This is a genomic window from Cellulosimicrobium sp. E-16 (genome assembly GCF_049913115.1).
Taxonomy (GTDB): Bacteria; Actinomycetota; Actinomycetes; order Actinomycetales; family Cellulomonadaceae; genus Cellulosimicrobium.
Genome location: NZ_CP183974.1, coordinates 3,807,255 through 3,821,571, shown reverse-complemented (window position 1 = coordinate 3,821,571; position 14,317 = coordinate 3,807,255). Strand labels below are relative to the sequence as shown.

The 14,317-nt window shown below is 76.1% G+C and carries 12 protein-coding genes; all 12 read left to right on the top strand.

Features of this window, described 5'->3' with window-relative positions:
* The first annotated feature begins 142 nt into the window (after positions 1-142).
* Positions 143-2,245 (top strand): ATP-dependent zinc metalloprotease FtsH, encoded by a 2,103-nt coding sequence (ftsH, locus tag ACN9MS_RS16745; RefSeq protein ID WP_426309563.1) that lies wholly within the window; start codon positions 143-145, stop codon positions 2,243-2,245.
* On the top strand, positions 2,245-2,898 hold the full coding sequence (folE, locus tag ACN9MS_RS16740; protein WP_426309562.1) for a GTP cyclohydrolase I FolE: 654 nt from the start codon (positions 2,245-2,247) through the stop codon (positions 2,896-2,898). Before ftsH ends, folE begins: the two co-directional genes overlap by 1 nt.
* A gap of 64 nt (positions 2,899-2,962) precedes the next feature.
* Positions 2,963-3,847, top strand: coding sequence for a dihydropteroate synthase (folP, locus tag ACN9MS_RS16735; protein ID WP_426311920.1), 885 nt, complete (start codon positions 2,963-2,965; stop codon positions 3,845-3,847).
* 128 nt (positions 3,848-3,975) lie between these two features.
* Positions 3,976-6,603, top strand: coding sequence for a 2-amino-4-hydroxy-6-hydroxymethyldihydropteridine diphosphokinase (folK, locus tag ACN9MS_RS16730; RefSeq protein ID WP_426309561.1), 2,628 nt, complete (start codon positions 3,976-3,978; stop codon positions 6,601-6,603).
* Complete coding sequence (locus ACN9MS_RS16725) at positions 6,603-7,112, top strand: DUF3180 domain-containing protein (protein WP_426309560.1); 510 nt, start codon at positions 6,603-6,605, stop codon at positions 7,110-7,112. The genes folK and ACN9MS_RS16725 overlap by 1 nt, the downstream gene beginning before the upstream one ends.
* 121 nt (positions 7,113-7,233) lie before the next feature.
* Complete coding sequence (locus ACN9MS_RS16720) at positions 7,234-7,752, top strand: PH domain-containing protein (RefSeq protein ID WP_426309559.1); 519 nt, start codon at positions 7,234-7,236, stop codon at positions 7,750-7,752.
* Positions 7,749-9,416 (top strand): PH domain-containing protein, encoded by a 1,668-nt coding sequence (locus ACN9MS_RS16715; RefSeq protein ID WP_426309558.1) that lies wholly within the window; start codon positions 7,749-7,751, stop codon positions 9,414-9,416. The genes ACN9MS_RS16720 and ACN9MS_RS16715 overlap by 4 nt, the downstream gene beginning before the upstream one ends.
* Positions 9,413-10,417 carry a Rossmann-like and DUF2520 domain-containing protein gene (locus ACN9MS_RS16710; RefSeq protein ID WP_426309557.1) on the top strand — a complete coding sequence of 335 codons (1,005 nt, stop codon included), beginning with the start codon at positions 9,413-9,415 and terminating at the stop codon, positions 10,415-10,417. The genes ACN9MS_RS16715 and ACN9MS_RS16710 overlap by 4 nt, the downstream gene beginning before the upstream one ends.
* Positions 10,414-11,412, top strand: a complete 999-nt coding sequence (gene panC / locus ACN9MS_RS16705; protein ID WP_426309556.1) for a pantoate--beta-alanine ligase — start codon at positions 10,414-10,416, stop codon at positions 11,410-11,412. Before ACN9MS_RS16710 ends, panC begins: the two co-directional genes overlap by 4 nt.
* 53 nt (positions 11,413-11,465) lie before the next feature.
* Positions 11,466-11,933 (top strand): aspartate 1-decarboxylase, encoded by a 468-nt coding sequence (gene panD, locus ACN9MS_RS16700; protein ID WP_426311919.1) that lies wholly within the window; start codon positions 11,466-11,468, stop codon positions 11,931-11,933.
* Positions 11,930-13,618 carry an L-aspartate oxidase gene (locus ACN9MS_RS16695; protein ID WP_426309555.1) on the top strand — a complete coding sequence of 563 codons (1,689 nt, stop codon included), beginning with the start codon at positions 11,930-11,932 and terminating at the stop codon, positions 13,616-13,618. Before panD ends, ACN9MS_RS16695 begins: the two co-directional genes overlap by 4 nt.
* Positions 13,619-13,777: 159 nt before the next feature.
* Positions 13,778-14,236, top strand: a complete 459-nt coding sequence (locus ACN9MS_RS16690; protein WP_141391019.1) for a hypothetical protein — start codon at positions 13,778-13,780, stop codon at positions 14,234-14,236.
* The last annotated feature ends 81 nt before the right edge of the window (positions 14,237-14,317 follow it).

The following is a 14,317-nucleotide window of genomic DNA, read 5'->3' as shown; positions in this document are numbered from 1 at the left end:
GTGGCGCCCGCGCCCAGGGGACGTGGGCCACGCCCTGGGCGAACAGAGGCGCGATCCCCAGCAGGCGTCAAGGTCCAGAGTGTAGTTTCGAGCCCGAACACTTGCGCGAGCGGAGGGATCCGGGGCGCACGCCCCGTCGCCGATGAACATCAAGAAGATTCTCAGTGGGCCGATCGTCTGGATCGTCCTGGGCCTCGTGATCCTGTGGATCGCGTTCGCGACGCTGTCGCGCCCGACGGTCCAGCGCATCGACACGTCCCAGGGCCTCGAGCTGCTCTCGGGCGACACGGTCGAGCAGGCCCTCATCGTGGACGGCGACCAGCGCGTGCGCCTCACGCTGTCCGACGACTACGTGGTCGACGAGGGCACGGACACCGAGGAGAACAAGGGCAAGAACGTCGAGTTCTACTACGTCCAGCCCCAGGGCGAGGCCGTGGTCGACGCGGTCGTCCAGGCGGAGCCGAAGGACGGGTACAACTCCGAGGTCGCCCAGCCGTCGTTCTGGTCCTCGCTGCTCGGCCTGCTCATCCCGTTCCTCATCATCGGCGTGCTGTTCTGGTTCCTGCTCTCGCGCATGCAGGGCGGCGGCTCGCGCGTGATGGGCTTCGGCAAGTCGCGCGCCAAGCTGGTCTCCAAGGACACCCCGCAGGTGACGTTCGCGGACGTCGCCGGTGCCGACGAGGCGGTCGAGGAGCTCCACGAGATCAAGGAGTTCCTCGCGGAGCCGGACAAGTTCCAGGCCGTCGGGGCCAAGATCCCCAAGGGCGTGCTGCTCTACGGCCCGCCCGGGACGGGCAAGACGCTGCTCGCGCGCGCCGTGGCCGGCGAGGCGGGCGTGCCGTTCTACTCCATCTCCGGCTCGGACTTCGTCGAGATGTTCGTCGGCGTCGGCGCGAGCCGCGTCCGCGACCTGTTCACCCAGGCCAAGGAGAACTCGCCCGCGATCATCTTCGTCGACGAGATCGACGCCGTCGGCCGTCACCGCGGCGCCGGCATGGGCGGCGGTCACGACGAGCGCGAGCAGACCCTGAACCAGCTCCTCGTCGAGATGGACGGCTTCGACGTCAAGACGAACGTCATCCTCATCGCGGCGACGAACCGCCCCGACATCCTCGACCCGGCGCTCCTGCGCCCGGGCCGCTTCGACCGCCAGGTCGCCGTCGAGGCGCCCGACCTCAAGGGCCGCGAGGCGATCCTGCGCGTGCACGCCCAGGGCAAGCCGATCGTCCCCGAGATCGACCTCGCCGCGGTCGCGCGCCGCACGCCCGGCTTCACCGGCGCCGACCTCGCGAACGTGCTCAACGAGGCCGCGCTGCTCACCGCCCGCAGCGGCGCCCAGCTCATCGACGACCGCGCGCTCGACGAGGCGATCGACCGCGTCGTGGCCGGGCCGCAGAAGCGCACGCGCGTCATGAACGTCAAGGAGCAGAAGATCACGGCGTACCACGAGGGCGGGCACGCCCTCGTCGCCGCGGCGATGCGCTACACGGACCCCGTCACCAAGGTGACGATCCTCCCGCGCGGCCGCGCGCTCGGGTACACGATGGTCATGCCGACCGAGGACAAGTACTCCACGACGCGCAACGAGCTGCTCGACCAGCTCGCCTACGCCATGGGCGGCCGCGTCGCCGAGGAGCTCGTCTTCCACGACCCGACCACGGGCGCCTCGAACGACATCGAGAAGGCCACGGCGATCGCCAAGAAGATGGTCACCGAGTACGGCATGAGCGAGCGCGTCGGCGCGATCAAGCTGGGCACCGGCTCGGGCGAGCCCTTCATGGGCCGCGACATGGGCCACACGCGCGACTACTCCGAGTCCGTCGCGGGCACCGTCGACCACGAGGTGCGCAAGCTCGTCGAGGCCGCGCACGACGAGGCGTGGGAGGTGCTCACGCAGTACCGCGACGTGCTCGACGCGCTCGTGCTCGAGCTCCTGGAGAAGGAGACGCTGAACCAGGCGGAGCTCGCGCGGGTCTTCGAGCCGGTCGTCAAGCGCGACGCGCGCGACGTGTGGCTCTCGAGCGAGCAGCGCGCCGTGTCGCAGCGCGGGCCCGTCCTCACGGACGCCGAGAAGGCGTCGCAGAACGGTGCCCCGGTGATCCCGCAGGACGAGGCCGCCGCCGCGAACGACGAGCTGCCGCCGGAGCGCATCGGCGAGGTCCCGGCGGACAGCCCGCTCGACCGGGCGCTCGGCCGCGACGGCACGGTCGACGCGACGGACGTGCGCGAGCCGGGGCAGGACTGATGGGCGAGTCTCCGGGCACGGGCGCCGTACCGACCGCCATCACGCGGGCCCGTGCGGCCGAGGACCTGCGCGCCCCGGCGGACGTGCCGCCGTACGACCAGGAGCGTGCCGAGGCGGCGGTGCGCGAGCTCCTGCTCGCCGTGGGGGAGGACCCGGACCGCGAAGGGCTGCGCGAGACGCCCGCGCGCGTGGCGCGCGCCTACCGCGAGATCTTCGCGGGCCTGCGCCAGGAGGCCGCGGACGTCCTCACGACGACGTTCGACCTCGGCCACGAGGAGATGGTGCTCGTCAAGGACATCGAGGTGTACTCGACGTGCGAGCACCACCTCGTGCCGTTCCACGGCGTCGCGCACATCGGCTACATCCCCAACGTCGACGGGCGCATCACCGGCCTGTCGAAGCTCGCGCGCCTCGTCGAGGTCTACGCGCGCCGCCCGCAGGTGCAGGAGCGGCTCACGTCGCAGATCGCGGACGCGCTCGTGGAGCACCTGCAGCCGCGCGGCGCCATCGTCGTCGTCGAGTGCGAGCACCTGTGCATGTCGATGCGCGGCGTGCGCAAGCCGGGGTCGCGCACGGTGACGTCGGCGGTGCGGGGCCAGATGCGCGACGGCGCGACGCGGGCCGAGGCGATGAGCCTCATCCTGGGGCGCTAGTCCCGTGGACCGCTTCGTGGTCGCCGGGCTCGAGGAGCTGGCCGACGTCGGCCGGACGCTCGTCATGGGCGTCGTCAACGTCACGCCGGACTCGTTCTCCGACGGCGGCGAGTGGTACGAGCCCGACGCCGCGGTCGCGCACGGGCGCGAGCTGCTGGGCGAGGGGGCCGACATCCTCGACGTGGGCGGCGAGTCGACCCGGCCCGGTGCCGGGCGCATCCCCGTCGAGGCGGAGCTCGCGCGCGTGCTGCCCGTGATCTCCGCGCTCGCCGCGGAGGGTGCGGTCGTCAGCGTCGACACGACGCGCGCCGTCGTCGCCGAGCGCGCCGTCGCGGCGGGTGCCCGGATCGTCAACGACGTCTCGGGCGGGCTCGCGGACCCCGCGATGGCCGACGTCGTGGCGCGCACCGGCGTCGCGTACGTCTGCATGCACTGGCGCGGGCACGCCGACGTCATGGACGACCTCGAGGAGTACGACGACGTGGTCACGGACGTGCGGGACGAGCTCGCGACGCGCGTCGAGACGCTGCTCGCCGCCGGGGTGCGGCGCGACCAGGTCGTCCTCGACCCGGGCCTCGGGTTCTCCAAGGCCGGGTCGTCCAACTGGCCCCTGCTCGCGCGGCTCGACGAGCTCGAGGAGCTCGGCCTGCCGGTGCTCGTCGGGGCGTCCCGCAAGCGGTTCCTGGGGCACCTCCTCGCTCGGTCCGACAGGCAGCCCGTGCCGCCCCTGCTGCGCGACGACGCGACCGCCGCGATCACGACGCTCGCCGCCGCCGCGGGCGCGTGGTGCGTGCGGGTCCACACCGTCCGGGCGTCGGCCGACGCCGTGCGCGTCGCGGCGGCATGGGGCCGCGCGGGCGGGGCCGGGTCGGGCCGGCGGGACGGGAGCACGGGCGCGACCGACCGACCGAGGACCGGAAGCGACTCGACGGCGCGGCCCACGACCTAGCAGGATGGGCGACGGGCCCCGCGGCGCGGCCGGCCCGGCGCAGCACGACACACGCAACGAGACACGGTGACGAAAGGTCCGTCCGCCCGACCGGCGGGCGGCGACGGAGCACCGGACGGGAGCACGACGTGACCACAGCGTTCGCAGGAGCGGTCCTCGACGCGGACGGACGGCCGTTCGACCGGATCCGGCTCACGGGCCTGAGCGCCACGGGGCACCACGGTGTCTTCGAGCACGAGAAGGCCGAGGGCCAGCTCTTCCGCGCCGACGTCGTGCTCCACCTGGACACGCGCGCGGCGGCGAGCGGGGACGACCTCGCCCAGACCGTCAGCTACGCGGGCGTCGCCGAGGACGTCGTGGCCGTCCTCGCGGGCTCGCCCGCCGACCTCGTCGAGACGGTGGCCGAGCGCATCGCGGCGACGATCCTCACCCACGACGAGGTCGTCGCGGTCGACGTCGCCGTGCACAAGCCGCAGGCGCCGATCACGGTCCCGTTCGAGGACGTCGAGGTCGTCATCCGCCGCGACCGCGTGGTCGTGCCGGTCGTCGCGCCGCTCTCCCGCCGGTCCGAGCAGCTCGTCGCGCCGATCCCCGTGGGCTCGGTCGCGCCCGCCCTCATCCACGGTGTCGGCGACGCCCCGGTCGCCGAGGAGCGGGTCGAGCTCGCCCCGGCGCCCGACGTCATGCCGCCGAGCATCCCCCCGGGCGCGACCGCGGTCCCCGTCGAGCCCTCGTCGCCCGAGCCGCAGCACGAGGTCGCGGGTGGCGCCCAGGACCTCGACGACGAGCGCGACGCCACGCGCGAGGCCCCGGCGGTGACCGGACCCGCCGCGCCGGCGTACGAGGAGCCGGCGTCCGCCGCGTCCGGTCCCGAGGCGCCCGCGCCGGCCCCGGCGCCGTACGACGCGCTGCTCGAGGCCTCAGCACCCCCGGCGCCGGTCGAGCCCTCCGCGGAGGGCCTGCCGGGCGCGGCCACCGCTCCGGTGCCGACGCCGGCCGAGCCGCCCGCGCCCGAGCAGCCGGGGCCGGTCCCCGCCGCCGGACCCCTCGCGGAGCACGAGCCGGAGCCGGTCCACGACCAGGCGCCCGCGGCTCCTGCCGAGCCGCTGCCCGCGCCCTTCGCCGAGCCCGCGTACGAGCCGACGTACGAGCCGACGTACGAGGGTCATGGTGACGCGGCGCCCGAGGTACCCGTCGCCGCCGCGGTCGCGGCGGCAGCGTCCGACGCCGGTGGCCCGGTCGCATCGTCCGAGGAGCCTGCCGCGCCGGTCGCCGCGGAGGAGGAGGCCCCCGCTCCACCCGTCGAGCACGACCGCATGGACGACGTCCCCGCGGGCTTCGTCGAGGTGGTGCTCGCCCTCGGTGCGAACCTCGGCGACGCCCAGCAGACGTTGCGCGACGCGATCACCGACCTCGACCGGATCTCCGGGCTCGAGATCACCGAGGTCTCCCCGCTCGCGCGGACGGGTGCGGTCGGAGGCCCCGACCAGCCCGACTTCCTCAACACCGTGCTGCTCGCGCGCACGCGCCTCTCGGCCCGGGACCTGCTGCACGCGTGCCAGGCCGTCGAGCACGCGCACGGCCGGGTGCGCGACGAGCGGTGGGGGCCGCGCACCCTCGACGTGGACCTCATCGTGTACGGCACGCTCACGGCCGTCGCGGACGACCTGGAGCTGCCGCACCCCCGCGCCCACGAGCGGGCGTTCGTGCTCGAGCCGTGGTCGCAGATCGACCCGGACGCGGTGCTGCCCGGACTCGGTGGGGGCCCGGTCGCCGCGCTCGCGGCGACCGCGCCCGACCGCGGCGGCATCCGGTGGCTCGCGCTGGACTGGCTGACGGACGCGGCGCCCGAGCCCACGGGCGCGGTCCCGGTCGCGACCGGAGCCTCCGACGCGGCCCCCGTGCCCGCTCCGGCGGAGCCCGGTGTCGTCGACGACCCGTACCGGCAGCCGTCGGCCGATGCCGTCCCCGGGCCGCACGAGGCACCGTCGACGTCGGGGCCGGTCGGCGTGCAGGCGGGTCCGGAGGACGTCCCCGCGCCGGCCGGGCCCCAGCACCCGCCCGTCCCGCCGCAGGCGCCGCACCAGGCGCTGCCCCAGCGCCCCTCGGTGCCGCAGCAGCCGCTGCCCGCGCAGCCCGTGCCGCCGCAGGAGCCCTCCGCCCCGGGCGCGGTGCTCCCCGTCGCCCCGCCGCAGGCCGCGCTCCCGCCGCAGGCGGTCCCGACGGAGGCCCCCGTGGCCCGCCCTGTCTTCGCCCCGGTGTCCGACGGCGTGGCGCCCTCGGTCGACGGGGCCCCGACGGTCGTCCCGGACGTTTCGTTCGGCTCGCACGAGGCCGGGTCGCCGCCCGTCGCGCCGTTCCCGGGCCCGTCGCACCGCCCGGCGGCGCTGCCCGACCCCGAGCCGCCGACGCAGGACGTCGTGCAGCCCCCGGAGCCGGGCGCCCCCGCCTTCCCCGCCTTCGCGCCCGTCCGCCCGGCAGAGGCCCCGGTCGCCGTGCACCCGGCGGGGGCCTCGCCTGTGGCGGTCCCGTCCGGGCAGACTCCCGCCGACCCGGCCACTCCTGCCGACGACGGCATCATCCGGTCGGTGCCCTTCGCCCCGATCGCGGTCCAGCCGCCGGCCCAGCAACCGGCTCAGCAGTCGGCCCAGGCGTCGGCACCCGGGCCGCTCGCCGACGCGTCCCTGCACCCGGCGACCGACCCGTGGCCGCCGTTCGGGCCGGTCTCGGGCGGCGCGCACGACGCCCAGCGCTGATGCGGCGCACCTCGGTCCGCACCCTGCTGCTCGTGGCCGTCGCCACGGCGGTCGTCGGCTGGTTCGTCGTGCGGCTCCTCCAGGGCCGCGGCACGCACCTGCCGGCGGTGCCGTGGATCGTCGACGTCGCGGTCGTCGCGCTCGCCGCAGCGGTGTTCTGGGCGGGGTGGACCGTCCGCGCCTACCAGCGGGGCAGGCGACCCTCGCTCGACGCGATCCGCGCGGCCCGCACGTTCGTGCTCGCCAAGGCCGCCGCTCTCACGGGAGCCCTGCTCGCGGGCTGGTACGGCGCGCAGGTGCTCGTGGCCCTGCCCGACCTCTCGATCGAGGCGCAGCGCGACCGCGCGGTGGCGGCGGGGGTCGCGGTCGCGTGCGCGGTGCTGCTGGCCGTCGTCGGGCTCGTGGCCGAGCGGTTCTGCCAGCTCCCGCCCGACGACCGCGGCGAGGGCCGCGAGGGCTCGACGACGCGCGAGGACCCGGAGACGCCGGGCGCGAGCACGCCCGCCTGACGCTCCGCGTCCCGCGGGTCGGCAGCGCACCGCCATCCGGTGGCGCCGGCTGCGCCCTGGCCGGGCGTGACGCGCGACACGCGCCCCCGGGCGCACCGGGACGGGATGGGAGAATCGACGCATGACCGACCCTGCACGGGACCTGGACCCCCGCGGCACCGGCCCCTTCGACCCGCCCGGCATCGAGTGGACGCGCGTGTCCCCCCGGCTGATCACCGCACGCCTGCTGTCGGTGGGCATCACGCTCGCGGTGCCGGCGGTCGCGGCGATCGTGCTGGCGATCCTCTTCCCGCACTGGTGGCAGTGGCTCGTGCTCGGGGTGCTCGTGCTCCTCGGGTTGTGGGCGGTCGTGCTCGTCCCGCGCCAGGTGCGCGCGATCGGGTACGCCGAGCGCGACGACGACCTGCTGATCCGGCACGGCATCATGTTCCGCCAGCTCGTCGTCGTGCCCTACGGCCGCATGCAGTACGTCGACGTGCAGGCCGGACCGCTCGCGCGCAAGCTCGGCATCGCGCAGGTGCAGCTCCACACGGCGTCGGCGTCCACGGACGCGACGATCGACGGCCTCGAGCCCGCCGAGGCGGAGCGCCTGCGCGACCGGCTCGCGTCGCGCGGCGAGGCGAGGCTGGCGGGCCTGTGAGCGAAGCACCGGCCACCGACGACCTCGTGTGGCACCGGGTGCACCCGGTCACCCCGCTCGTGCGCGGCTGGACCGTCATCGCGGTGCTGCTCGTCGTCGTCGGGCAGCAGACGCTCAACGGGCTGCCCGAGGGGGAGAACCTCCTCGAGGGGAACCGCTGGTGGATGATCCTCCTCGGCATCCTCGCGGTGGGGCTCGTGGGACTGGGGTACTCGGCGCTCGCGTGGCGCATGACGAGCTACGCGGTCGACGACGAGTCGGTGCACCTGCGCACCGGCGTGCTGTTCCGGCAGCAGCGCAAGGCACGGCTGGACCGGCTCCAGGCGGTCGACGTCGTGCAGCCGCTCCTCGCGCGGTTCTTCGGCCTCGCGGAGCTCAAGCTCGAGGTCGCCGGGGGCGCGGACTCGGGCGTGAAGCTCGGCTTCCTCAAGGAGGTGGAGGCCAACCGGCTGCGCAACGACCTCCTCGCGCGCGCCGCGGGCCTGCGGGTCGCGCGCGAGCGTCCGGCCGGCGTCCCGACGGCGGTCGCGGACGGGAGCGCGACGGGCGTCGGTGCCACGTCCCCGGCGGCTGACCCGAGCGCCCCGTCGACGGTGCGGCCGATCGGCGGAGCGCCCGCAGGAGACGAGGTGCTGGTCGCCCCGGAGGCGCCCGAGCAGCCGGTCACGGCGGTGGGTCCGGGGCGGCTCGTCGCCTCGCTCGTGCGGTCGGGCGCGACGGTCGGCCTCGTCCTCGGTGTCCTGGGGATCGCCGGGGTCGTGATCGGCACGCGCGAGATCGGGGTGCTGTTCAGCGCGCTGCCCGCGGTCCTCGGCTTCGGCGGCTTCCTCTTCTCGCGGTTCTCGGGCGAGTTCGGCTTCCGCTCGGCGATCTCGCCGGACGGCATCCGCCTGCGGCACGGCCTCCTGGAGACCCGGTCGCAGACCATCCCGCCCGGCCGCGTCCAGGCCGTGCGGCTGCGGCAGGGTCCGTTCTGGCGCGGGCCGGACTGGTGGCGGGTCGACGTCAACGTGGCGGGTTACGGCGTGAGCTCCGACGGGTCGGACACGACGAGCGTGCTGCTGCCCGTCGGGACGCGCGACGAGGCGCTCGCCGCGCTGTGGCTCGTGCTGCCCGACCTCGGCACGCCCGACCCGCGCGCCCTCCTCGACGAGGGCCTGTCCGGCCTCGACGCGGGCGAGCACTTCACGGTGACCCCGCGGCGCGCGCGCCTGCTCGACCTCGTGTCGTGGCGGCGCAACGGCTTCACGGTGACCGACCGCGCGCTCGTGCTGCGCGGCGGGCGGGTGTTCCGCAGCCTCGTCGTCGTGCCGCACGAGCGGACGCAGTCGCTCGGGCTCGAGCAGGGCCCGCTCCAGCGTCGGTTCGACGTCGCGACGTTCGCGGTGCACTCCACGCCCGGCCCGGTCTCGCCGAAGGTCTGGCACCTCGACGCGGGCGACGCCGCGCGCCTCCTCGACACCCAGGCCGAGCGCGCCCGCGAGGCGCGTGCCCACGCCGGCCCGGAGCTGTGGATGCGGCGCGACGACGTGCCCCTGGTGCCCGCCCCTGTGTCCGCCCCCGAGCCCGCCCCCGTGCCCGACCCGGTGCCCGCGGCCGATCCCGGTCGCGTGCCCGGTACGGAACCGGTCGACCGTCGGGCCGAGGACGGGGAGCGGCCGTGAGCGCGGCGGGCGCGCGGCCCGGGCGCCTGGGCGTGGGCGTCGTGGGAGCGGGCCGCGTCGGCGCGGTGCTCGGCAGCGCGCTGCGCGCCACCGGGCACGCCGTCGTGGGCGCGAGCGGCGTGTCCGACGCGTCGCGCGAGCGCATCGAGACCCTCCTGCCCGGCGTGCCGGTGCTCGAGGTCCCGCAGGTCGTGGAGCGTGCGGAGCTCGTGCTCCTCGCCGTGCCCGACGACGCGCTCGGCGGCCTGGTCCGCGGCCTCGCCGAGGTGGGGGCCTGGCAGCCGGGGCAGATCGTCGTGCACACGTCCGGCCGCTACGGGACCGCCGTGCTCGACCCGGCCCGCGCCGCGGGCGCGATCCCGCTCGCGCTGCACCCCGCCATGACGTTCACCGGCACGTCGCTCGACCTCGCGCGGCTCGAGGGCACGACGTTCGCCGTCACAGCCCCGGGACCGGTCCTGCCGATCGGGCAGGCCCTCGTCGTGGAGCTCGGCGGGGAGCCCGTCGTCGTGGCGGAGGAGTCCCGCGGGCTGTACCACGCGGCTCTCGCGCACGGGGCGAACCACCTCGTCGTGCTCGTCGCCCAAGCCGCGCAGGCGCTCGAGGCCGCGGGCGTCGACCAGCCGGGCCGGGCCCTCGCCCCGCTGCTCGCCGCCGCGCTCGACGGCGCGACCCGCGGCGCGGACGCGGGCGCAGAGTCGGGCACGGGGGCGGGGGCGGGCGCGCTCCTCGGGCTCACCGGACCCGTGGTGCGCGGCGACGTCGGCACGGTGCGCGAGCACCTGGCGGCCCTGGACGCGCTCGCGGCGACGAGCGACGCGTCCGACGTGCCGCCGTCGTACCGTGCGCTGGGTCGCGCGGCGACCCACCGGGCGCTCGCGGGCGGGCGCCTCGACGAGCCGACCGCCCGCACCCTCCTCGACGCGCTCGGGGAGGCGCCCGACGCAGGGCCGGGCGCCGTGCCGCACGACGACCCGCACGACCACGAAGGAACGGCATGACCACCACCCCCGCCCCGGGCGTCCCCCCGACGTCCCGGCCGGAGACCCCGCGCGTCGTGACGACGCGCGCGGACCTCCGCGCCGCTCTCGACGGGTGGGCCGCCGCCCACCCCGGCGCGCGCCGCGCCGTCGTCATGACGATGGGGGCGCTGCACGCCGGGCACCTCGAGCTCGTGCGCCGCGCGCGGGCCGAGGTCGGCCCGGACGGGCAGGTCGTCGTCACGGACTTCGTCAACCCGCTCCAGTTCGGGCCGGGCGAGGACTTCGAGCGCTACCCGCGCGACGTCGCGGCCGACGTCGCGCTGCTGGCCGCCGCGGGCGACGACGTCGCCGTGGACGTCGTCTTCGCACCCGCCGTCGAGGAGCTGTACCCCGACCTCGGTACCGGCGGCCCGATCGTCCGGGTCACCTCCGGCCGGATCGGCACCGTGCTGGAGGGCGCGTCGCGGCCCGGCCACTTCGACGGCGTGCTCACGGTCGTGCTCAAGCTGCTCCACCTCGTGCGGCCCGACGTCGCGGTGTTCGGTGCCAAGGACGCGCAGCAGCTCCTCGCGGTGCGGCGTCTGGTCGCCGACCTCGACCTGGACGTGGAGATCCTCGCGGTGCCCACGGTGCGCGAGGCGGACGGGCTCGCGCGCTCGTCGCGCAACGCCTACCTGTCGCCCGCGGAGCGCGACGAGGCGCTCGCGCTGAGCCGCGCGCTGCGCGCCGGTCAGGACGCGGCGGACGCGGGTGCTGACGCGCCGGGCGTCCTCGCCGCCGCGCGGGGAATCCTGGACGCCGCCGACGGCGTTGACCTGGATTACGTGGTGCTCGTCGATCCCGCTACCGTGGAGGACCTGGCGCCCGGCGCCGTCGGCCCCGGGCTCCTCCTGGTCGCGGCACGCGTCGGCACCACCCGTCTCATCGACAACGCGGCCGTCGAGATCGCGCCGCCCGCGACCCGGGCCGCCGACCCCGCCGGCCGTGCCCCCGCACCTGGAGGTACCGCGTGACCGCGCAGACCCCGTCGAGCCCGCCGCGCCGTCCGGCGTCCCTGCAGCGCCCCATGATGATCGGCAAGATCCACCGCGCGACGGTGACGCAGGCCGACCTGCACTACGTCGGCTCGATCACCGTGGACGCCGACCTGCTCGACGCCGCGGACCTCTACCCGGGCCAGCAGGTCGACGTCGTGGACGTCACCAACGGCGCGCGCCTGACGACGTACGTCATCCCGGGCGAGCGCGGCGCCGGTCAGGTGTGCATCAACGGCGCCGCCGCGCACCTCGTCAACCCGGGCGACGTCGTCATCCTCATCGCCTACGGCATGCTCGACGACGCCGACGCGCGCACCTACCTGCCGAACGTCGTCTTCGTGGACGAGCAGAACCGGATCGTCGAGCTCTCGGACGAGCCGGGGCTCGTGCCCGCGGGCCACGGCCTCGAGGCGAGCGGCCTGCCGTTCGCCCCGTTCCGCGGCGGGGGCAGCGGGGTCGACGAGGGCACCGTCGCGTCCGTGGTGCGCCCCGCGTGAGCGGACGCGGCGGGTCCGGGTCTCCCGTGCTCGCCCGGACCCTCGCGGCCCCGGCACCGGGCTGGACGACGACGGCGGACGTCGTGGTCGTCGGGTCCGGCATCGCGGGCCTCACCGCGGCGCTCGAGCTACGGACGCGCGTGCCGCGCGTCCTGCTCGTCACGAAGGGCGAGCTGTCGTCCGGCTCGACGGTGTGGGCGCAGGGCGGCATCGCGGCGGCGCTCGACCCCGAGGACTCGCCCGAGGCGCACCTCGCGGACACGCTCGTCGCGGGCGTCGGGGTGTGCGACCCGGCCGCGGTCGAGGTGCTGGTCACCGAGGGCCCGGCGCGCGTGCGCGAGCTCGTGGCCCGCGGCGCGAACTTCGACCGCGCCGAGAACGGCGACATCGCGCTGACCCGCGAGGGCGGCCACCACGCCGACCGGATCGCGCACGCGGGCGGCGACGCGACGGGGGCCGAGATCTCGCGCGCGCTCGTCGCGCAGCTCGACGCGGTGCGCAGCGACCCGGGCATCGAGGTCATCGAGAACGCGCTCGTGCTCGACGTCCTCACAGGTGAAGGCCCCGACGGCGCGCCGCGTGCCTGCGGTGTCACGCTCCACGTGCGCGGCGAGGGCACGCGCGACGGCGTCGGCGCGGTGCTCGCGCGCGCGGTCGTGCTCGCGACCGGGGGAGTGGGGCAGGTCTTCCGCTCGTCGACCAACCCGCCGCAGGCGACGGGCGACGGCATCGCGGCGGCGCTGCGCGCGGGCGCGACGCTCGGCGACCTCGAGTTCGTCCAGTTCCACCCGACGGTCCTGTGGCTCGGGCTCGGCGCGCGGGGCCAGCTCCCCCTCATCTCCGAGGCGGTGCGCGGCGAGGGCGCGATCCTCCTCGACACCGACGGCCACCGGTTCATGCCGGCGCAGCACCCCATGGCCGAGCTCGCGCCGCGCGACGTCGTCGCGCACGCGATCGTGCGGCAGATGGCTGCCACGGGCTCGGACCACGTGCTGCTCGACGCGCGACACCTCGGCGCCGACTTCCTGCGCTCGCGCTTCCCGACGATCACCGAGCGGCTCGCGGAGAACGGTCTCGACTGGACCGAGGAGCCGGTCCCCGTGGCGCCCGCCCAGCACTACCACTCGGGCGGCGTCGTGACCGACCTGCACGGGAAGTCGACCGTCGACGGGCTCTACGCCATCGGCGAGGTCGCGTGCACGGGGGTCCACGGTGCCAACCGGCTCGCGTCCAACTCGTTGCTCGAGGGCCTCGTGTTCGCTCACCGCGCCGCTCGCCAGATCACCGACCGGGTCGCGGCGGGCGAGCTCGAGCCGGTCGAGCCCGTCCGACGTCCCGGCCCGTCGGCGCTCGTCGCGGCCGCGGCGCGCTCGCGGATCCAGTCGATCGCCTCGGCCGGTCCCGGCGTGATCCGCGACGGCGCCGGTCTCGCCGCCGCCGCGGCCCGCCTCGCCGCGGTCCGCACCGACGCGCACGAGGCGAGCGACGTCGTCGCGCAGCCGCAGGCCGCGGAGTGGGAGACGACGAACGTGCACCAGGTCGCGACCGCGCTCACGGCGGCGGCGGCGCTGCGCACGGAGAGCCGCGGCGGCCACTTCCGCACCGACTTCCCGGACACCGACCCGGCGTGGGAGCGCCGCGTGCTCGTCTCCCTCGACGCTGACGGGGCGCTGCGCGTCCGCTGACGAGTCCTCGCCTCCCGCCGCGAACGGCCCGGGCGACGCGAACCGCGGGAGGACCACACCCATGTCGTGCTCGGCGGCGGAGGCCGAACCGGTGCATCGGGCTGCCGAGGTCGGTCCGCCCTTGTCCCCTGGGATGTGCCCGACGAGCGGAGGCCGGCAGTGACGGACGGGTGGTCCGCCGCGATCGTCCTGGTCGGCCTCGTCGGGTGGACACTGCTCGCCGACGTGTGCTGGGGCGCGGAGGAGCGGCTCGCCGGATGGTGGGTGGCCCGCGCCCGATCGCGGGGCGCGTGGGCCGGCCCGTGGTCGTTCCTCGTCTCGATGACGGCGCTCGTGGGCTACGGCCTGGTCGTCTGGCTCGGTGAGGTCCTGGCAGCGACGCTCGACAGCCCCACATCGGTGCTGCTCGTCGTCGTGCCGGCGGCGCTCGCCTACTCGCCCTTCGCCGTCACGACCGCGCCGCTGAGCCCGAGCGGCTACCTGCGGTGGCGAGCCTCGCTGGAGTCGGCCGGCGCCGACACGCGTGAGCAGCGGAACATCGCGTGGTGGGCGGGGCCACCGTCCCTCCTCGGGCTGGGCGCGATCGTCCTCACGCTGTTCCAGGGCCTCCTGGGCTGATCGGGGACGGCGGCCTGCGCCCGTGCGGGGCACCCCGAGGCTCGGTGCGCTCGCGACCCGATACCGTGGGTGATCGTGAGC